Here is a 19,690-nt window from a genome sequence, read left to right as displayed (position 1 = left end):
TTCTAAAGTGGTTTTAACACTTAAGAATGAGGAGCTTTTTTATACTCAGGGGAAGGGCGAGCGCGATACAACACTGCTATATGCGCAGACCTTTACCACATTAAAAGTTTAAATATAGACTATATAATCCTCCCATCCGACCCACAGTAAAGTGGAAGGCGAAGTCAATTTACCAGTTCAAGACTTCGCCACTGGTATGTACGAAAATTCCGCTGGTGTCCAAGCTCAGTTCTTCCATACGTTTTATTAAGCCCCTTGCAGACTCATCGACATCCATGTGCCCATTATGTTTTGTCATTTCAGTGCGCACGTAACCCGGATGCAGCAAAGCGACTGCTATACCCGCGTCTTTCAGATCGATACTTAAACACTTCCCTACCATGTTTACCGCGGTTTTTGAAACGCGATAGGCATAGTTGTTGGAGCCGGTGTTATCGTCGATAGAGCCCACCCGAGAGCTTACAATACCTATCTTACTGCCGTTTTTCAGCTTGCTCTGTAAACCCAAAACGGTGCGTAAAGCTCCCAAACTATTAACATCAAAATGCCGACGCATGCTCTCAAAATCAATACTATTGATTGTGTCAGGGTCTAAAATACCCGAATTATGGATAAGAATATCGATACTTGCTACCGGCACGCTGGCGGCAATATTCTCAACTAAGGCATCGTCGGTCACGTCGATATTCTCGACTATCTCGCAGCCGCTTTCGCTTAGCGCTTTGCTCGATTTTCGGCACATCGCAATAACATGATGACCTGCGGCTTTATATTGCTTAACTAGCTCTAAACCGATACCTCGGTTGGCCCCGATGATGACTACATTCTTTGACATAAATATTCTCCAACTTTCATTATTATAATATGGGTAATACGCGCGTAATCGAAATTAAGCGTGAATATTCCTTCGACTGCGTTAGCTATCCAGCCTACTGTTGATAAAATCGACCTATGCTTCAATTCACTTTTTCACCGCCAATTGTCAAGGAAGCTATAAACCATGGCATTGATACTGCTATAACTTTAGATTTTTAGCTTATCTGTGAGAGCTTGTAATTCAATGCCCACAATCTTATTATCAATAACCGAGTACCTATTAAGTTTTGTATGGAGGCATAGCTTATGCGTATAACTAAATTTTTATCTCATTTTATATTGCTTGTAATGATAATTGGCTCGAGCACTGTTGCATTTGCTCAGCAAATGGACGCCAAATTGAATATGGCAAAGCGCGAATTAATGAGTATCGAAACGAAACTGAAAACTCTGAAAGTAGGTGATGTAAGTCAGTACAACCGAATTGGTGAACAACTCACCAAAACCTCAGATTTATTGCAAACCACTGATTCAAAAACCCATCCAGACTATATTACAAGCGTGCAAAAGTGGAGCAGTCTGCGACAAAGCATGGTTGAGATGGCCCAGACTTGGCAAAGCGCCAATAACACCAATTCTGAACAGGCCAACGCAAAACAATCAGCAGCGCCAGCGGTTGATGCATCGAATACTTCGTCTGTTGCGCAAGCATCAAGCAGTATTGATCCCGACGCGATACTCAGTAAATATCAGCGTGAAAACCGACCCCAGCTATCGAGTAATCCTAGCCCCAGTGAAGTAGAAGAATGGGCCGTAAAAATGCGCGCGCTGCAAAGCACTGAGTTACAAAGTGATTTGGCATTACTGAACAGTCCTAATGTGTCAAAGGCCGATGCTCAGCGCGTAAAAGCTTGGATAAGCGGAAACTTTCAAGAGCAAATATCTCAAGACGTCAGCGCAGTCATGCAGCAATTTAATAGCCAAGTAGAGATGGCGGTGCAGCTGTCTCGGCAAATTGAAAATATTAATGCCAGTGAAAAAATGAAAGTTTACAACTTTGCATACGGCGAAAATGGTGAGCGTAATGCCGCCACCTTAGAGCAAGGGCTACTAGCCAGTATGAACGGTAAAACACTCGATGAGCTTTTCCCGAAACTAAAGAACCCTAATCGACAAACTCATCTTGCCTTGATTGCCTTTAATCAGCAAAACTTCAGCGGATATCAAGAGCAAGCCGCGCAAACCCATATCGAACTGGCTGCGATGCCCAAAAAGAAAGCGCCAGTACGGGAGCAATTCATCAAAGGAATTACTCAAAAGTTATGGTATCGCGGCTCTGAGCTTGCCTCACTTGATCGCAAAGGCAGTATCTGGATGAATAACCGAGATATTGGCGATGTCACGGCCAATGGCACGATTTGGGTGGGCAGCAACGACTTAGGCTCTATCGAAAAAGACGGTAAAGTGTGGTTCAGGGGAAACCACATCGGCACATTAGAAGAAAATGGTGCAGTATGGCGATCGGGTACCCAAGTAGGCTTAATTGAGCCCAGCGGAAAGGTATGGGTTGACGGAAACGCCAATGGCGAAATTGTACCTTTTGAAGGTGAATGGAAACGCGCAGCTATTATTTATTTTTTCTCAGATATATTTGCTGAGCAATAATTTAAAATAATGAAGTTAAGCAGAATATTTTGGGTTACCTGTTGCTTGATAGCGATCTTAGCAATAATAAGCGCTAGAGGCACTGCAGACACTTTTGGCGATATGTTGTTTTTAGTTACAATATGTTCTTGGGCCTCGGTTTTACTGGCGTTTATCTACAGTTTGTTTGCAAACAAGAGCACGATTGCACAATACGTTTTAGCCTCCGCATTCATTGCAGTTGCAGTGGTTGCGACATACTACTTATCCCTATTAGCTTTGCAAGTTGTAAGTTATGGGCCGCTCGAAGCATCAGGATTGATATTTGTAACTTTGCCCTTTCTATACATTCAATTTGCTCTTTACGGAGCGTTGTTTGGAGCCTTCGCTTATGTATTGATGTTAGTGTTAAACAAGCGCTTGTAATACGCTCTGATAAAAAGATGGCGAGTACACTAATTCAATGGTCGGCTTCAATTAGCAAGTAGAGATAGAATAATAAAGCAAACAATCATTTAACTGCATGGCAAGGATAAGACATTAAAAGCAAGCAAGGAGAACAACGCCCATATGAAAAAGACGTCTGCACTACTTATTATGGTTACTTTGCTTGCATACTTCGTTTATCTGATGCTATTGCCTGCTGAATCATCAATAAACACAAAATTTAATGGCAAGGCGCCAAGCACTCCAGCGGATTTTTCAGAGCCACCAATCAATATGCCCTTGATTAGCGCAGTGCCTGAGCAGGACAACCAAGCTGAAGCATATACTCCCGCACAGTGCCAAAGGCGCACCGATAACTTCAACCGACAGGTGGCCGACGTTAACAACGTGATAGTAAGCGCGCTAGAGAAGGCGATTAGACAAGGTAAAAGCAAACGAGCACTTTTAGGCTATCAAACACAATATAAAGCCTTCTATGCTGGCTTTGACGATTTACTGCTACGTGCGCGAATCAACATTGAGCGTGATAGATACCGTTTTGTGTCGTCACCCAATGAACTGCGCAACTGGAACGGACTTTCAGTTATTGACTTACCCAGCAATTTTTCTATCGATATGCTTGTGGATACTTTGCTGAAGTTCAATGAACTCGACAGTCCCTCGGGGATACCGCTCACACTAAAAGACACCATAAATAAACAAGACGTATATGCGCTTTTAGACAACAATGACAATTTTCACACCTATCTCGAATCGTTAGTACGACTTCAAATAAGTAATGTCATTTCTCCCTCTATTTTGTTTGTGATGTCTGCACAGGTATTAAGTGCTAAAGAGTTTACGCAGGCTGTCTATTCTCGAGCATTTACGGTCGACGATGCAGCGATCGGTATTTTGCAAGACTTACCAATAGAGTATCTAGCCCCCTTGTTTGCCAATACTCAAGGACTCGATGCAATGCCAGTATTTGTCCAAGGTATACATGACTCTTTTGAAAACCTAGCCGACTTAGCGGCAGCGACTCATAATACTGCTGCACTAAAAACGCTTGCTAATTATGGAGTCATGCCAAGCAATGAAATAGGCATCATTACCGGAATGGATATTGCGATCATGAATATCGCTGAAGATGACATTGAGGGGCGCGATTCAGCGCGTTTAAACAGCCGAATTATAGAAACCCTGCAGTATCTAAAAAGTAGAGGCTACGCTGCGCATGGTCAAAGGTATGAGCGCGATGGCGACATTAATGTACTATTCAAAGCGCCCAACCGAAGACAGCGACAAACCATTAAAATTGCAAACCTTGAGCTTCGCAACTTAATGCATGACATAGACTTGCTTGATATAAACAGCAAGGTTACCGATATCCCCCATAAAGACTCTCCAGTATTAATAGCCATTCGCGAAGCTCAATCAATGAGAGACGCCATGCAGGCTAAGTCTGATTACTGCGCTAAATTTGCCCAATGAAGGCTTTTTTCGTCTAGCCCTTCTGGCCGCCCCCAGGAATGACCTAGGTTGTGTTGAAAACTGCTATGCTTTTACGACTGCAATTGTCACTTTTCAATCATGTGAGTATAAATTCTCACAGCTTTTTTACCGATTAAAAGTATCAAACATTGTTATCGTCGGACACAGTCTATAGTTTTTATTCATCCTATTCTCAGCGTCTTGAGTCGCAACTAAAACAATCGGTGTCTATTCCTGTTTGTTTGCATCAAACGCGCGCGTTAACTTGCCTCCAAATAGAAGAATAAACAGTCCGGCTACAAAAGGTAGTGCCGCATTGATTAAGAAAAACATTGTTGGGCCCAAGCTTTCATAGAAAGTGGCTATGTATCCTGAGATGAAACTGGCGAAGAACAATGAGAGATAGATAATACCTAGCATCATTGCGTTTATCGATTTGGGGGCTCTACGCGACACAAAGGCCAAAGTAGTCGGCCAATACCACAAGAAGCCAACACCCGAGAATATATAGGCAATCACTGGCCATAGTATCGATGTTTTGCTATCTCCCGCTAAGTGAGCACCGATTGAGAATACCAGCATGGCGGATGCCATAAAGACCATGGCAATACCGATTTTGCCAAGATCACTTGGCTCGGTGCCACGCAGAGACTGCGCTCGCCATAAAATAACAAGAATTGGCGCGGCAATTATGCCCGCAAGGGGATCAACAGATGAAAACCATGGCGTTGGTACTGCACCCATAAAAGTGTCGAGGTGAACGTGCTCAGAAATCCAGATAAGACCTACGTTAATACTCTGGAAATAAACAGCATGGCCCAGCACATTGACCAAAAATATAGGCAGTATGAGTAATATGGTGACTCGTTCTTTAGCAGAAAGAGGTGGATAAATCGTTTTTTCAAGGCCTTTGGGTCGCTCGTCCGGAAGGTACTTTGCACCCTTAAGATAGACCGTGCAGGCGACGAGCATAAGCAATCCAGCAACGCCAAACCCGTAGTGCCAACCATAAACTTGCGCAAGCAGGCCACACACAAGTGGCCCAGTAAGCGCGCCAACATTGATAAAGGTGCTGAATATTGTGAATCCGCGTGATCGTTTAGATTCTTCGTTGGGTGCATACAGCTGCCCTACCTGCGCTGCAATATTACCTTTGAGTGCACCCGAGCCTAAAATTAAGAGTAGTAGAGCGACTAAAAAACTCTGCTCGAATACCATAGCAGCATGGCCTGCTGTCATTAAAAATACGCCGATAAGTACCATGCGTTTAGCGCCAAACCATCGGTCTGATAGCCATCCACCGATGATCGGAGTCAAGTACACAAGTCCTCCGTAAAGCCCTAAAACCATGCTCGCCAGCGCCTGGGTTGAAAGCGCACCAAACGCACTTTCAAGCGTGCCACGAAGCACAGCCATGCCAGCCACATTCTCAATATGGCCGGACAATAACAGTTCTTGCACCATGTAAAGAACAAGCAATGCGGTCATGCCATAGTATGAGAAGCGTTCCCACATTTCTGTAAAGGCAAGATAAGCTAGGCCTTTTGGATGGCCAAAAAAACTCGTGTCATTCGAAGATGCGTGGTTTACATTTTCACTTGAGATAGTTGCATTGGATTGCATTCAAATACACATTTTTCTTGAATTTCTAACAGCATACACGCAATGATAGGGTAACAGAATCCATAGAGCGTTAATAAAGCGTTAATAAAATATTTGGCTATTGTGCTAGAACGCCCTCACATGTAGCGTGTACGGTGTCCAAAATATTGACTTTTATTCCTCATTAACAAAGGAGAACAATGGTGAAAATAGCACCTGACACTTTGTCTGAATTTTATGACCGTTTACGTGTTGCAAACGCGAATGATCCCCTTGCCTATGGAGATTGCTTTGCACCGATTACTCTTCCTAATGTTAATCTTACACTTATGTTAGAGGATTCAAACCCATGATCTTACGCCGCATCACAAAACATGTTAAAGATCAGAACTGGTTTGCCGTTGGCATTGATTTCGTCATTGTTGTTGCCGGTATTCTCATTGCCTTTCAAATCACTAATTGGAGTGAAGAGCGCCAAGGGCTTAAAGAACTAGCTAGAGCGGTATCTGCCTTGCAAATTGATTTAAGCAATAATTACTTCTTCGCAAAAGAGCGTGTGGCTTTTAGTGATTGCAGGATTGAGCAGTTGCGTAATTTGGATGAACAACTCCTAGCATTTGATGAATCTTGGACACCATTTTTTCGCGATGACCAAAACTCATCGCAACGCGCTTTCAAACCCGTTTTACGCTCGCCGAGCCGAATTTGGGGTTCACGCGTTTGGAATGCCGAACTGGCCCGCGGCACCTTTAATTTGATGGATAACGATCGCAAAAATCAAATTGATGTAATGTTTAAACAAACTTTAGACCTCGAAACGCTTGAAGGTGAAATACAAACATTACAAGCACGCTTTAAAGTACTAGGACAAAACATTGAACTATCTAAAAGCGAACGCTTGCGCTACTTCGACATAATTTCAGAGTTAGATGAAAAAAGTTTTTTGATGGAAGCAATAGCAGGCCAGGTTGTTTGGCAAATAGAAGCCATTGGCCTTGTTGTTGATGAAAATGACAAGCCGGCATTACGCGAGTCACTCGCACAGGAATATCAGAGCCGCCAAGAAATCTACGGCTCTTGTGTTAAACCTATCACCCTCTATTATTTAGAAGATGAAGAAGTAAGCCCATGATCCTGCGTCGTATTCAACAACATGTGAAAGGCCAAGCTATTCCCAATGGGTTGGCTGTTCTTAGGCCTTTCTTACAAAAAATGTCCGTTTTTTTAGGTGTTTTTCGTTATTCAAATATAGGAGTCAATCAAAAAAGACAATGCGCCATTTTTGTTGACTAGTTTTAATCTCACTAAAGTAAAAATTTAGATATTAAAAGGATTTGAAAATGAAAATCATAAGCTACAAAACCCTCTATCTCGCTTTTTTGTTTTTGAGCGTCATCAGCGTGTCAAATGCTGCTCTGGTAATTACATCTAACCAAAGTGTCAATGTCAGCGGTAAATACATTCCTTTGAATCCCCCAAACGTGCCGGATCCACGCAAAGATTTAAGCACCTCTTATAATGGCAGTAATACCGGTGGTACCTCTGAGTTTGATTTCGAACTGGCTGACAAAGGCATTGATAATGCCTCTGCATTTTGGCAAGTAAACATTGATCAGGGCAGACTCAAGACCTACGCAGATTTGAGCATAAAACACGATTTTATGAATAGTCCTAGTTTTACAGACTTAAACGTCGATATGCAAAGCACTATCTCTTACGATGACACCATCACGGTGCGCCGTCTCGTGCCCAGTCAGGATCCTGTTCCCACGAATCTGTATGTGCGTTTTCAAGTCGATTTAACGGGCGACTTATTCAATACCGTAAACTATCTGGACCCAAGCCAAGGTGGCGCAACAACAGCCAATTATTTTACAGATTCTTCGTTTTTTTCGCGTATTGCGAATTCTCGGGCACAAGCGAGTGAAGAATGGCAAGTCGAGAGTACCTCAAGTTACCATTCAAACGGCGTATTTGGCAGCAACGTAGACGAATTCGCCAATTTGAATGCTAGTGTTGTGTTTGAAGATCTTTTGTGGAAGGGCTCTGCTATATTTTTTGATTGGACTTACAGTGAATTGTTCAATGTTGAAATAGAGGGCATAGATGCCGGTTCAATTGATTTAAGGATGACAAATGACTTGAGCAATACAATTATCACTCGTGCCAGCGTATTTGACGCCAATGGGAATTGGTTGCCTGAGTATGTGGTGCAGTCGGGTGGAGGATTCGATTATGCACAGATGTTTGTTGGGACACCAGTCACCCCTGTTAGTGCGCCATCTATAGCAAGTTTGGTATTGTTGTCATTTTTGGGTATAAGCATGAGAAGGCGCGCAAAGTTTTGATAGTAAGTTCGGCAACAAAAATAGCTCGTCTTGATGTTGCCATACTAAACCTCAAAAACTTGATTTTAATGCTCATTTCACGAACGTATGAATTGATGAACAAACTGCTCATTTGCATATAAGTCAACGCTGTTTAACTCAGCTTTTTAAAAATCATTTGCAGTTTATGCAGTAATTAACTGGCGCGCACCCGATAACAGGGTGCGCCCAATAAAAACTATAATGTTTCTTTTAACCACTTAAAAAACTCATGCTGCCAAACTAGGCCGTTTTGCGGAGTCAGCACCCAGTGGTTTTCTTCTGGGAAATACAGCAAGCGGCTTTTAAGGCCCAGCAAACGTGCGGCTTGAAAGGCTTGAATGCCCTGCCCGATTGGCACTCGGTAATCTTTACCCCCGTGGATCACCAGCATTGGTGTATCCCAGTTTTGCACAAAGTTACTTGGATTGAAGTCTGTGTAAGACTTTTGTGCGGCGGCGTTGTCTTTGTCCCAGTATGGCCCGCCTATATCGTGGTTCACAAAAAACAGCTCTTCGGTGGTGCCGTACATACTCCTGAAATCAAAAACACCATCATGTGAAATAAAGGTTTTGAAGCGTTTGTCATGATGACCCGCCAAATAAAATACCGAGTACCCCCCAAAGCTCGCACCAATCATACCAAGTCGCTCATTATCAACGTACGATTCTTCAGAGATATCGTCAATAGCATCGAGATAGTCTTGCATGGCGCCACCGCCCCAGTCTTTGCTAATCGCTTCATTCCACGCTACGCCATGACCGGGCATGCCACGACGGTTAGGGGCAACCACGATATAACCTTGCGACGCCATCAATTGAAAGTTCCAGCGAAAGGAATAGAACTGCGATAAGGGAGACTGCGGACCACCTTGGGCATAAAGGAGCGTTGGATACTTTTTGCTTTCATCAAACCCTGGAGGATAAATTACCCACACCAACATATCTTGACCGTCTTTCGTCTTCACCGTACGTTTCTTAACGGTGGGTAGCTCTTTAGAAGCATAAAACGCATCATTGACTGTGGTAAGCGCCTGCAAGGATTTTTCTTTTAAATGATACGTATAAATCTCTCTTGCGGCATTCATGCTATTGCGCGTTACTATCAACTTACCATCTACTTCAGCCACTATGCTGTTAACGTCAAATTGACCTTGGGTGAGTTGTTCTATTGCAAACGCTTTGCTATCAGTTTTAGCGCTTAATTTATTAGGCAGTGAAACCTGAAATAACTGAATGGTGCCAGCAGTGGCAGCCGTAAAATAAATTCGGCTCGCATCATTGCTCCACAAAAAGCTTTGTACACTTTCATCCCAATGGCCAGTAATATTCACGGGCGTGTTGCCGACCATGATCATAATGTCGTTTTTATCGGCCTCATAACCTGGCGTTTTCATGCGTAACCAAGCTAGTTGCCCTTTAGATGAAAAGGCAGGCTCCTTATCATAGCCAGGATTATCTGCAGTCAAATTGACTGTTTCTTTGCTTGCAAGGCTGTAACGATAGATGTCGGTGTTAGTGCTGGTAACGTATTCCACGCCCTGCACTTTTTTGCTCACATAATATATATGCTTGCCTTCTGGGCCCCATATGTAGTCTTCGTCACCACCAAAGGGAGATTGCGGCGAAGAGTATGGCTGGTTGAGCATGATGTCGGTTTTTTCTTCGCTGACTAAGTCTTGATAAAACACATGTTTAAAACTACCGTCGTTCCACGTATCCCAGTGGCGATAATTTAAGTCATCAAACACGTAGGCATCTGATGCCGTTAAGTGTTGGTAGCGGTCGGTACCTAAAACTGCGTCTATTTTAACCGCTTCATGAAACAACTTTTTTGTACCATCGGGAGATAGATTCTTATCAGGCACCAAGCCTTGATAGCTCTCAACTAATTGGCTATGCCCGCCATTTATCGACACTTTATAGACCTTACTATCAAAGCCATTGTTTTCGATATTCGGTATGGTGACGCGGTAAAATACATGGCTGCGAGAGTGGTCAAGACCGATGGGGCTAATGCGCTTAAGCTGCCATAAATCTTCAGGTGTGATGTGCTTTTCAGAGTGCTTTGCGTCATGGTCGTCGGCGAAAACTGATGCACTGACAAACGTAACTAATGCAAGCCAACAGCAATATGTGGCAAGTGACTTTATATTCATGATAAAACCAACATTATTAGATAATCAGGCGCTACCTTACCGCACACCGTTTTAACATCAAAGCAATATTGTGTGCGGCTTGAAACAAGGTTTAGCTATCTGGCTTTTAATCCAAAGTCTCGCTCGACTTACACATACCATTTATTGTCATCCACGGTACTCTATTCCACCCGCTGCTCTTCTGTCATTTCATCCTTGCTCGTCATCAAAAATATCTTCGATTGGCATTTTGAATAATCTTGCTGCTTTAAATGCGAGCGGTAAGCTTGGGTCAAACTTACCCTTTTCGATAGCATTGATGGTTTGCCGAGTTACATCAAGCGCATCGGCTAAATCGGCTTGTGTCCAATCGCGTTCAGCGCGCAATACTTTAAGCCTATTCTTCATAGATATTTCCTATAATTGAAAAATATTGCAATGCCGTAACTGATACCCATAACAAACAATATGTTAGACGGGTTAGGCGCATGGCTGATTATTTTAACCGTCTCTAACAAGCCATAAACAGCACCAAACACCATGCTGGTGCCCAAAGAAATCGCCATAGCGTTAAATTGGATTTTACGTTGCATTTCATCCATATCTTCTAGATGCCGTTTATTGGCGATGATCATTTGCATACCCATTAACACATTGACGCAAATGGCAACAGTCGTAGCCGCGGTATTGAAATCCCAAATAAATTTGGGTCCAAATGCGACAAGGGCCAAACTGATGACCCATGCACTGGTCCAGATCATCAATTGAAATGCACTTTTTTTCATACGATTTTTGAGATTATTATCAGACATATTTAGATTGCTCATTTGTATACTCACCTTGATATAATGTATGGTTTACTTTACTTTCAAGAGAGCATACTCTCCTTGCATGAGATGTCAAGCGTGCTTTACATAAAGGATGGTGAGTTTTACTTTGATAGCTTGATTTGGCACTTTCATAATAACATTGCTCGAAATAAGCAATTTAATATGGGGTGTCAGCATTCACATAAAATCGACTTTATAAGTGTGGCTCTGCTGTGCTCGGCTTAAAAACGCCTTTTCAATTACATGCCTTTTTACTTTTAAAGTGGGCGTTAGCTCGCCAGACTCTGGCGTCCAGTCTGAATTTGCAACAATGATATGTCCTACGGTTTCATGCTTTTCTAATGATGTGTTTACATGTTGAAGGGTTGCTTCAAGCGACTCTGTAATTAGCTCTTTGCTTTGCGTTTTTGCATGCTGACTTAAATTCACAATCAATACCGGTTGTTTTAAGCTTGTGCCCATTAAACACATTTGTTCAATATATTCGTTTTCTGCAAATAGCTTTTCAATCGGCACCGGTGCAACGTATTTTCCTTTTTCAGTTTTGAAAATATCCTTTTTACGGCCCGTAATTTTGACATAACCTTCTCCGTCTAATTCCCCTAAGTCCCCAGTTTGCACGAAGCCATCGATCAGCGTTTCTTGTGTTTTGGCATCGTCTTTGTAGTAGCCAAGCATATTCGAGTCGGTCTTCATTAAAATTTCACCGTCTCCTGCAATACGCAATTCAACACCTTCTGTTGGCAGCGATATAGTGCCAAACTTTATCGGTCTATCCATTTTAGGCGTGGTGCCCGCAGCAAACGTTTCGGTCATTCCCCAACCTTCGCCAATATTGATATCCAACTTTTGATACCACTCCAAAATCTTCTCAGAAATGGGTGCAGAACCACTCAAAAATACCTTTGCATCGCCCAATCCCAAACCCGCTTTAATTTTCTTTTTCACGGCTGAGTTAACAAATGGAATTTTTAACAGCAGGTCGAGTTTTTTCTGCGGCATTTTTTGCAGCACACCTTTTTGAAACAAGGTCCATAACCTTGGCACTGAACCAAATACTGTAGGTGAGCAGCGCTGCAGATCACGACTGAAAGTATCTAAAGACTCTACAAAATAAATTTGTGCGCCAAAGCTCAAAAACGTCGATTCAACATAGGCTCGCTCTGTGCAGTGTGCTAAGGGCAAATATGACAAGGAGCGATCATCTTGCGTGGTACCCACACGTTGTCCCAAATGCAGCCCCACATTAACAAAGCTGCGATAAGAATGGATCGCTCCTTTTGGCTGTCCGGTGCTGCCTGATGTGTATAATATAGTCATCACACTATCAGGTGTAATATCCGCCTTAATAGCATCTAGTTCACATGAAATACAGTCCTGCCAAGTGTGCTCAACCGTCATGGTTGGATAACCCATATCAATGCGCTTAACGCCTGAGACTATGCCGGGCTCTTGAGTTGCAAAGTCATCTAGCTTACCGATAAAAATAGCTTTGCACTCAGCGTGTTGCAACACAAACTCTATAGTTTCAGCATTTGCGGTAGGGTAAATCGGAATACTGATATAGCCCCCGATCATTAAGGCAAAATCGGCAATAAACCACTGCGCACAATTTTTAGAGAGTATTGCAATTTTATCACCTTGCACATAACCCAACGCCTTTAACTGACTCGCTACAGCATTTGCTTGGTCATGGATTTGCTGCCACGTGAATGCCGTAACATTGCCATCTTTAGGCTGAAATAACACCTCGCGCTGTGGGTGGTTCTCAGTCCAATATTTGAGCTTATCGACGGGTAAATCTATGCTGGCAGCAGACATATGTGTTCTCTTAAGTAGCAATTAAAATAAGTACGGCATTAGCGGCCTATGCACAATTGCGTATCACTAAATAGACTCGAATCTAAACAATTGCGTGGTGCCTATTACGCCTTAACTCGATGTAATTTTAGCTGTTATACGTTGATTCAGGCCTCTTTGGTTTTGTCTGCTAATCAAGTAGTATGGGGTGCATTAAAAGTTCATGTGCAAAATAACAACTAAATAAGGTGACACATACAATGAACAAACTCACATACTTAGCAACTATAGCAACAATGTGTATAGGTTTGGCTGCCTGCAGCCAGCCCCAAAATACAAGCCTTGCTACTGAACAGACATCTCAAGTAGCAGCGCAGCAAGCCGAGGATGCGCGACTAGTTACTTTTTTAGATGACATATTTGACCGGAACGTTAAACAAAGTCCCAACTATCAGTCGGTGCTGGGAATCGATTTGGGAGGTCTCGACAAATGGACCGACAACTCCGATGCAGCGAGAGCTGAGAGGATCGCGCAAATGCAAAGCGACCAAGCGGCGCTTGTCGACACATTTGATCGCAGCAAGCTTAGCACTGAAGGACAGCTTAACTACGATATCGCACTTGCCAAATTTGAAGCTGATATAAACGAAATGCTGTTTAATCGCCATGTGTATGTAGCCGACCAATTTTATGGCCAATATATGGGTCCAATTACTCTATTAAAAAATAATCATACGATTGAGTCGGTTGAGGATGCGAATAACTATATCGCTCGTCTCAAAGGTATTAAGCCGTTGATGATGGACATGACCGCTCGCATGCAAGACCGAGCCGAGATTGGTGTAATACCGCCGGCATTTTCTTTTCCTGACATGGTCAAAGACATTGGCAGCGTGCTAGCAGGTCAACCGCTTGATAACAGCGAAGCGATGCATCCTTTATATAGCGATTTTAAGGATAAAGTGGCTGACTTAGACATTTTACAAAGCGAAAAGGACACACTTATTGAGCAAGCTGTCAATGCACTCAAAGGGCCTTTCGCTGAAGGATATCAAGCAGTTTTAGATGAGACATTAAAGCAGCAAAGTATGCAGGATAAAAATGTCGGCGTGTGGGCTTTGCCCGATGGAAAAAACTTCTATGATATGCGAGTTCGACGCTTCACCACTCTCGATCTAAGTGCTGAAGAAGTCCATAATATTGGTTTAGCCGACGTTGAGACCATTCACGCTGAGCTGCGCGAGATAATGGAAACTATCGAATTTGAGGGTTCTCTCCAAGACTTTTTTGAATTCATTCGAAACGACCCAAATAACTACTATCCAAACACAGATGAAGGCCGCGAGGCATTTTTACAACAGGCCAGAGACGATACCGATAAGATCTTTGCGATTGCCGATCAATACTTTCATACTCTTCCAAAAGCAGAGTTTGAAGTCAAACGAGTAGAACCATGGCGTGAAAACTCTACCAGCATCGCATTTTATAATCGCCCATCACAAGATGGCACTCGCCCTGGCATTTACTACGCTAACTTAGCCGACATGGCCAGCGTACAAAAGTATGTATTTCGCAGTATTACCTTTCATGAAGGTGTACCCGGCCATCACTTTCAGATCGCCAGAACCCAAGAATTTGAGAACGTGCCTAAAATGCGTCAATTTGGCGGTTTAGCAGTGTTCACTGAAGGCTGGGCCTTATACGCAGAGCGCCTTGCTAGTGAGATGGGCATGAGTGAAGAGCCCCTTTATAATGCCGGTAGGTTGCAAAGTGAATTATGGCGAGCAGTGCGCCTAGTGGTCGACACAGGCATTCATCACAAACAATGGACAAGACAAGAAGCTATCGATTACTTTGCAACAAACACCCCTATATCCGAACTAGATATTATCACCGAAGTAGAGCGTTATTTTGTATTACCTGGGCAGGCGCTTAGCTACAAAATTGGTATGAATACCATGCTCGATCTACGCGACCAAGCGAAGCAAGCTCTTGGTGAAAAGTTCGATATAAGAGATTTTCATGAAGTGCTAATTGGTGCAGGAGTAATGCCTATGCCATTGCTGAACAAGCGAGTAGAAGCGTATATTGCGAAGGTCAAATCGTCTTAAATAAGAAGTAAAGCACCCACACATGTTATGTATGGGTGCTTTTTAAATTATCTGCTGAATTGCAGCACTTTAGCTGAACTAGCATCGACGGATGCTCCTGCTTCATATTGCAAAGGCTGATGATTTAGCGGGTCTTTAATGTTAGCCGCTTCATTAAGATGAAACCTCAGCTCCTCAAATGATTCATGCATCATTTTACTGATTGCTATACAGGCACCTAAAGATGAGTTTTTGTGGATCTCGCGTTGTGCATCAATTTGAAATTGAAGACCTCTTAGGCGCGTTTGCGATTTGCTCGAAGCGCTTTCAATCAGCGCTTCGATTTCTTTTGCTCTTAACTCTTCAAATTTTTCTGGGTCTGTTTGGTACAACTTGCTCAGATAATCAAAATCAAGCTCACTAGACATATACTTCTCCCTATCGCATACAACACTTTTCATCTAACCATGAGTATTTAAGTACTCATATTCGCATAAGACACGCGGTAGCTATCCTGCAAGGATGACGCGCACACTGTCTAAATAACGCTCTTTAAATTAGCTTATCGCACAAATCATGCCTAAATTTTTTTTATATAGATTTCAATAAATTAAAATCTTTGAAGCCTTAGCATTTATAAACATGTAAAATTTTTAGACACTTCTAACTAGCTCATCCTATTTTGAGCTGCATAAATTGAAGATTGTGTTATGTTGCAAAACGAAGTTCTTAAAAGACGTTTTAAGTGGTATCTAAATGTCCAAAAATAGAGAGAAATAAACGTGCCACACTTAAAAGAAATACAAGCTAAAGCGGCTAAATTAACCATGATCGCATGCGTATTGCTTAACTCTGCTTGCGCTAATTATAACAACTTAGTGAGTCAAGACGCGCAAACTCAAGGTTTATGCATGACCTCATCCGAGCATGAATTTCCATGCCCGGATGATGGCTTGCATAGCAAAGACCCACACCCTGAGTACAATCAACAGCTGCTTCCCGTTTACCAGCGCGAAGATGTATTAAATGCAGAGATTGAAGCCGCCAACAATACACATTAGCAGTCGGCTAAGTAAAGCAGGTAGCATATGATGATAGAGTACTACCTGCTTTTTTAAATCGAAAGCGTCACTTACAATCCCAATTCTGTTGGAATCTTCGGTGACTCTTTGGGGCGAATAGGTGTAAAGGTCTTAAGCTCCTCCATCATCTGCTGAATGCCTCTGTCGAGTTGAGGATCTTTGCCTTTATTCACATCTGCTGGCATCAATTTTACTTCGATATCAGGGGCAATACCGGTATTTTCAGCCAGCCACTCACCTTTGGTATCAAAGATTCGAATGAAGGGTACCGACATGTATCCGCCATCTACAAATGGTGGGTTGTGTGAAATTCCGATTAAGCCCCCCCAAGTGCGCGTGCCAATCAGTTTACCAATACCCTCGTATTTAAACGCGTAGGGTAAAAAGTCACCACCAGAGCCTGCATCTTGGTCAATTAACATTACTTTAGGGCCATCTAACGCTCCTACTGGCGAGCCATATATTTTACCATCGCGGTCTTTAAAGCCGGCTAAATAGGTGCTTGAAAGTACATCAGTGATGTAGTTTGCAATTTGCCCGCCGCCATTGAAGCGTTCATCAATAATGATGGCCTTTTTATCCAACTGCGAAAAGAACATACGATTGAAAAACGTAAAGCCTGCACTATCGGTGTTGGGCACATATACGTAGCCCACCTTCCCGTCAGACTGCTCATCTACATATTTACGGTTTGCCTCAATCCATGACCATAGCCTTGCATTACGCTCATTGCCCATAGGCACAACGGTTACTTCTTTTGCATTTTTGCCTTTGGCATCTGCGCTCACTAACAAGTTCACTTGCTTACCTACGGTATTTTCAAAGGCAGCAAAAAAATTGTCACCCGCAGCAAAGGTCTTACCATTCACCGCTAGAATGTAATCTCCTTGATTAATGTCAATGCCTGGGATACCTAAAGGCGCATCAAAGAACGGATTCCATTTTTCGCCGGTATAAATGTTGGCTAATCTGAAAGCGCCGTTTTCAAAGCGCACATCGGCGCCAAGTAAACCAACATTCACCGCTGAGGGCCGATAGTAATCGCCGCCATAGGCACGATTATGACCCACTTGAAGCTCAGCAATCATCGCCACAATGAGTTTATTTAAATCAGCGCGTGTACCCACATGCTCAAGCAAAGGACGATATTGTTTGTATACACCTTGCCAGTCGATACCGTGTAAATTTTCAGCGTAAAAATAATCAACCTGCATGCGCCAAGCATCTTCAAATATTTGTGCCCATTCTTTTGCGGGATCAATGCGCATTTTTAACTCTGAGGTATTGAGTGCCTTCCCTTCGATTTTCTCTCCTACGTCAGCACTTTGCCATTGGCCGTTTGAAGCGACATAGAGCATTGTCTTGGCATCATGGCTAAAAATAAAGTCTTCAACATCACTGACGACCTGCGCTGCAGACTTTTCAGCCATGTCAAAACGCAGTAAATTACTTTTGTCAGGGATTTGGCCTGTGGGCGATAAACCAGAGCCGGGCTGAGGCTTTTCAATATAATACAAAGCGCCGTCGTGCCCGACAGCAAGACTGCTATAGTTTTTCTCAGCTAAGGGCAAGGCTACAATTCGCTCCATTATGCCGCCTAAATCGATACGCGTAGCTTTTGCTTCATCATCTTTGTTTTTATCTGAGTTGGCCGTTTCACTAAGCTCACTCTCTTCATCTGACTTTGGCAGCAAAGGCGATTTACCTTCCGATGATAAAACCAGAGCATACAAGGCGGCTCGGTAAGGCCTTTCTTGCTGAGACATATCTATATTGGCTGCCGTTGGACCTCGGTTAGTCGAAGCTGAAAAATATAGGTACTCGCCGTCCACCGAAAATGCGGGTTGACCCGCGTCACTCATACCATCGGTAACGGCGGTAGATTTACCTGATTCAAAACTATGGAGGTACAATATCTGGTTGTTGCTTGGGCCGATTAGCGAATAAGCGATCCATTTACTGTCAGGCGAAATGGAAACCTGTTGAGACCCTTCTACAAAGCCTTTTCGCACAGGATCGGTGCCAATTACATAAGAGCGTTTTTTGTCTAAATCAAAGTACTTCAAATTTAGATGGCTATCGCGATATACCACTTTGCTGTCGTCGTCAGCAAAGGTCACTAAGTCAAAGTAGTTGGTTTTTACATCGGTCATGGCAAAGCTACGATCTTGCTGCTTACCAAATTGATCGCTAAGCACCAATTGATATCCGCCAGAGGCATCTGATAAATAGGCAATGGTACTGCCGTCGGCCGACCAAATTGCGGTCATTTCTCTTATCCCATCACTTTGCGACACATTGCGAGTGGTGCCGTCTTTTAGGGGAACGGTGAACACTTCACCTCTAGCGGTTATGGCAACACGTTTTCCGGTAGGTGATAAAGCAGCAAATTCAATGTTGCCGCTTACATCCTTCCAAGTCGCTCGACGCTGAGGTAAATCAGGATTGATGTTAATTGCCAAGGTTTGGGTTTGCGTGGTGCGGGTGTCATGCATTAGCAGTTCGCCCCCGGCATCAAAAATAATTTCAGGGCCATGAGCATTGGCGCTGAGGATATCCCAAGGTTTGGTGTCTAACACTTTCTTAACTTCGCCATTTTGGGTGTAGTGATGCAGCGCAACCGAGCCGTCGCGGTCTGATAATATATACAGGTCGCTACCTACCCACATTGGTTCAAAGTCGTTACTGTTAGGTTTGGGCACTTCGGTGGTTTGATGAGTTTTGGTGTTGTAAATCCACACAGGGGGTGAAGTGCCTCCGCGATGTTGACGCCAGCCACTGGCGCCTCGATGCGCCTTATGAAAAGGCCGATAGGCGATGGTTTCTCCATCTTGCGCCCATACAGGATCTACCGCGCGGGCTTCCATTATCTTAGCAGGATGACCGCCCTCAGCGCTTATTTCGAACATTTGTGGGGAGCGGTTGTGATTCACTTCTCGCATGCTGGTAAACACCACTCGTTTACCGTCGTTAGACCAACCCTCGACGACATCGTCACTTGGATGCCACGTGAGCCTTGTGGCTTCGCCACCATCGATAGAAATCACATACACATCTTCGTTGTTACCATAGTTCGCAGTAAAGGCTATTTGCTTGCCGTCTGGCGAAAAGTGCGGTCGCATTTGAGTTTCGCTGTCGGCGGTAAGGCGTTTGGCGTTGCTGCCGTCACGATTGGCGAGCCAAATGTCTTCGGCATACACAAAGGTAATATGCTGCGCAGAAAGGTCGGGTTGTTCAAGCATTTTAGTCGGGGAAGCGAGAGCGACAACACTCGTCATCAACAGAGGTATACCGGCGCTAATGCACTGTAAAACCTTTTTCATAGGTAAGTTCCTTATACAAACTGACATGTTATTTTTATTATTAATGAAGTTAAAATTTCTAACTTTAAAGAATCCACGGC

The 19,690-nt window shown here is 43.4% G+C and carries 16 protein-coding genes; 8 read left to right on the top strand and 8 right to left on the bottom strand.

Features of this window, described 5'->3' with window-relative positions:
* Positions 1-169: 169 nt before the first annotated feature.
* The gene (locus tag AB9H30_RS07900) at positions 170-835 is read right to left on the bottom strand and encodes an SDR family oxidoreductase (protein WP_371194117.1); all 666 of its coding nucleotides are present in this window, start codon (positions 833-835) and stop codon (positions 170-172) included.
* Positions 836-1,122: 287 nt separating this feature from the next.
* Between AB9H30_RS07900 and AB9H30_RS07895 the strand changes: the two genes are divergently transcribed.
* The 3 genes from AB9H30_RS07895 to AB9H30_RS07885 all read left to right on the top strand — a co-directional run bounded on the left by AB9H30_RS07895 (position 1,123) and on the right by AB9H30_RS07885 (position 4,380).
* The gene (locus tag AB9H30_RS07895) at positions 1,123-2,481 is read left to right on the top strand and encodes a hypothetical protein (RefSeq protein ID WP_371194116.1); all 1,359 of its coding nucleotides are present in this window, start codon (positions 1,123-1,125) and stop codon (positions 2,479-2,481) included.
* Between the two features lie 45 nt (positions 2,482-2,526).
* A complete protein-coding gene (locus tag AB9H30_RS07890; protein ID WP_371194115.1) occupies positions 2,527-2,886 on the top strand; it encodes a hypothetical protein in 360 nt (119 codons plus the stop codon).
* Positions 2,887-3,030: 144 nt separating this feature from the next.
* Positions 3,031-4,380: a hypothetical protein gene (locus AB9H30_RS07885; RefSeq protein ID WP_371194114.1), complete on the top strand. Its 1,350-nt coding sequence runs from the start codon at positions 3,031-3,033 to the stop codon at positions 4,378-4,380.
* Between the two features lie 228 nt (positions 4,381-4,608).
* On the opposite strand, the gene AB9H30_RS07880 is transcribed toward AB9H30_RS07885, so the two are convergent.
* Positions 4,609-6,003 carry a peptide MFS transporter gene (locus AB9H30_RS07880; RefSeq protein ID WP_371194113.1) on the bottom strand — a complete coding sequence of 465 codons (1,395 nt, stop codon included), beginning with the start codon at positions 6,001-6,003 and terminating at the stop codon, positions 4,609-4,611.
* A gap of 179 nt (positions 6,004-6,182) precedes the next feature.
* Between AB9H30_RS07880 and AB9H30_RS07875 the strand changes: the two genes are divergently transcribed.
* From AB9H30_RS07875 to AB9H30_RS07865, 3 genes are all read left to right on the top strand, one after another.
* On the top strand, positions 6,183-6,335 hold the full coding sequence (locus AB9H30_RS07875; RefSeq protein ID WP_371194112.1) for a hypothetical protein: 153 nt from the start codon (positions 6,183-6,185) through the stop codon (positions 6,333-6,335).
* The gene (locus AB9H30_RS07870; protein ID WP_371194111.1) at positions 6,332-7,114 is read left to right on the top strand and encodes a hypothetical protein; all 783 of its coding nucleotides are present in this window, start codon (positions 6,332-6,334) and stop codon (positions 7,112-7,114) included. Before AB9H30_RS07875 ends, AB9H30_RS07870 begins: the two co-directional genes overlap by 4 nt.
* A 208-nt stretch (positions 7,115-7,322) precedes the next feature.
* The gene (locus tag AB9H30_RS07865; RefSeq protein ID WP_371194110.1) at positions 7,323-8,330 is read left to right on the top strand and encodes a hypothetical protein; all 1,008 of its coding nucleotides are present in this window, start codon (positions 7,323-7,325) and stop codon (positions 8,328-8,330) included.
* 217 nt (positions 8,331-8,547) lie between these two features.
* Here AB9H30_RS07865 and AB9H30_RS07860 read toward each other — a convergent pair whose 3' ends face one another.
* From AB9H30_RS07860 to AB9H30_RS07845, 4 genes are all read right to left on the bottom strand, one after another.
* Positions 8,548-10,506, bottom strand: coding sequence for an alpha/beta fold hydrolase (locus AB9H30_RS07860; RefSeq protein ID WP_371194109.1), 1,959 nt, complete (start codon positions 10,504-10,506; stop codon positions 8,548-8,550).
* Positions 10,507-10,695: 189 nt separating this feature from the next.
* Positions 10,696-10,893 carry a helix-turn-helix transcriptional regulator gene (locus AB9H30_RS07855; RefSeq protein WP_371194108.1) on the bottom strand — a complete coding sequence of 66 codons (198 nt, stop codon included), beginning with the start codon at positions 10,891-10,893 and terminating at the stop codon, positions 10,696-10,698.
* Complete coding sequence (locus AB9H30_RS07850; RefSeq protein ID WP_371194107.1) at positions 10,890-11,312, bottom strand: hypothetical protein; 423 nt, start codon at positions 11,310-11,312, stop codon at positions 10,890-10,892. The genes AB9H30_RS07855 and AB9H30_RS07850 overlap by 4 nt, the downstream gene beginning before the upstream one ends.
* A 180-nt stretch (positions 11,313-11,492) precedes the next feature.
* On the bottom strand, positions 11,493-13,136 hold the full coding sequence (locus AB9H30_RS07845) for an AMP-binding protein (protein WP_371194106.1): 1,644 nt from the start codon (positions 13,134-13,136) through the stop codon (positions 11,493-11,495).
* A 239-nt stretch (positions 13,137-13,375) separates the two neighbouring features.
* On the opposite strand from AB9H30_RS07845, the gene AB9H30_RS07840 reads away from it, so the two are divergent.
* A complete protein-coding gene (locus AB9H30_RS07840) occupies positions 13,376-15,226 on the top strand; it encodes a DUF885 family protein (RefSeq protein WP_371194105.1) in 1,851 nt (616 codons plus the stop codon).
* A gap of 47 nt (positions 15,227-15,273) precedes the next feature.
* Here the strand turns inward: AB9H30_RS07840 and AB9H30_RS07835 are convergent, their stop codons facing one another.
* Positions 15,274-15,633, bottom strand: a complete 360-nt coding sequence (locus AB9H30_RS07835) for a DUF3135 domain-containing protein (protein WP_371194104.1) — start codon at positions 15,631-15,633, stop codon at positions 15,274-15,276.
* Between the two features lie 354 nt (positions 15,634-15,987).
* On the opposite strand from AB9H30_RS07835, the gene AB9H30_RS07830 reads away from it, so the two are divergent.
* A complete protein-coding gene (locus tag AB9H30_RS07830) occupies positions 15,988-16,266 on the top strand; it encodes a hypothetical protein (protein ID WP_371194103.1) in 279 nt (92 codons plus the stop codon).
* 71 nt (positions 16,267-16,337) lie between these two features.
* Here the strand turns inward: AB9H30_RS07830 and AB9H30_RS07825 are convergent, their stop codons facing one another.
* Positions 16,338-19,610 (bottom strand): S41 family peptidase, encoded by a 3,273-nt coding sequence (locus AB9H30_RS07825; protein WP_371194102.1) that lies wholly within the window; start codon positions 19,608-19,610, stop codon positions 16,338-16,340.
* Positions 19,611-19,690 lie beyond the last annotated feature (80 nt).

Source organism: Glaciecola sp. SC05 (assembly GCF_041380235.1).
Classification (GTDB): Bacteria; Pseudomonadota; Gammaproteobacteria; order Enterobacterales; family Alteromonadaceae; genus Glaciecola.
This window is presented reverse-complemented; position numbering and strand designations above follow the sequence as displayed.

Bases quoted from the DNA above. Each gene is read 5' to 3' on its own strand.
- AB9H30_RS07900 (WP_371194117.1), bottom strand. From the start codon at position 835: ATGTCAAAGAATGTAGTCATCATCGGGGCCAACCGAGGTATCGGTTTA.
- AB9H30_RS07895 (WP_371194116.1), top strand. From the start codon at position 1,123: ATGCGTATAACTAAATTTTTATCTCATTTTATATTGCTTGTAATGATA.
- AB9H30_RS07885 (WP_371194114.1), top strand. From the start codon at position 3,031: ATGAAAAAGACGTCTGCACTACTTATTATGGTTACTTTGCTTGCATAC.
- AB9H30_RS07880 (WP_371194113.1), bottom strand. From the start codon at position 6,003: ATGCAATCCAATGCAACTATCTCAAGTGAAAATGTAAACCACGCATCT.
- AB9H30_RS07875 (WP_371194112.1), top strand. From the start codon at position 6,183: ATGGTGAAAATAGCACCTGACACTTTGTCTGAATTTTATGACCGTTTA.
- AB9H30_RS07870 (WP_371194111.1), top strand. From the start codon at position 6,332: ATGATCTTACGCCGCATCACAAAACATGTTAAAGATCAGAACTGGTTT.
- AB9H30_RS07865 (WP_371194110.1), top strand. From the start codon at position 7,323: ATGAAAATCATAAGCTACAAAACCCTCTATCTCGCTTTTTTGTTTTTG.
- AB9H30_RS07860 (WP_371194109.1), bottom strand. From the start codon at position 10,506: ATGAATATAAAGTCACTTGCCACATATTGCTGTTGGCTTGCATTAGTT.
- AB9H30_RS07855 (WP_371194108.1), bottom strand. From the start codon at position 10,893: ATGAAGAATAGGCTTAAAGTATTGCGCGCTGAACGCGATTGGACACAA.
- AB9H30_RS07850 (WP_371194107.1), bottom strand. From the start codon at position 11,312: ATGAGCAATCTAAATATGTCTGATAATAATCTCAAAAATCGTATGAAA.
- AB9H30_RS07845 (WP_371194106.1), bottom strand. From the start codon at position 13,136: ATGTCTGCTGCCAGCATAGATTTACCCGTCGATAAGCTCAAATATTGG.
- AB9H30_RS07840 (WP_371194105.1), top strand. From the start codon at position 13,376: ATGAACAAACTCACATACTTAGCAACTATAGCAACAATGTGTATAGGT.
- AB9H30_RS07835 (WP_371194104.1), bottom strand. From the start codon at position 15,633: ATGTCTAGTGAGCTTGATTTTGATTATCTGAGCAAGTTGTACCAAACA.
- AB9H30_RS07825 (WP_371194102.1), bottom strand. From the start codon at position 19,610: ATGAAAAAGGTTTTACAGTGCATTAGCGCCGGTATACCTCTGTTGATG.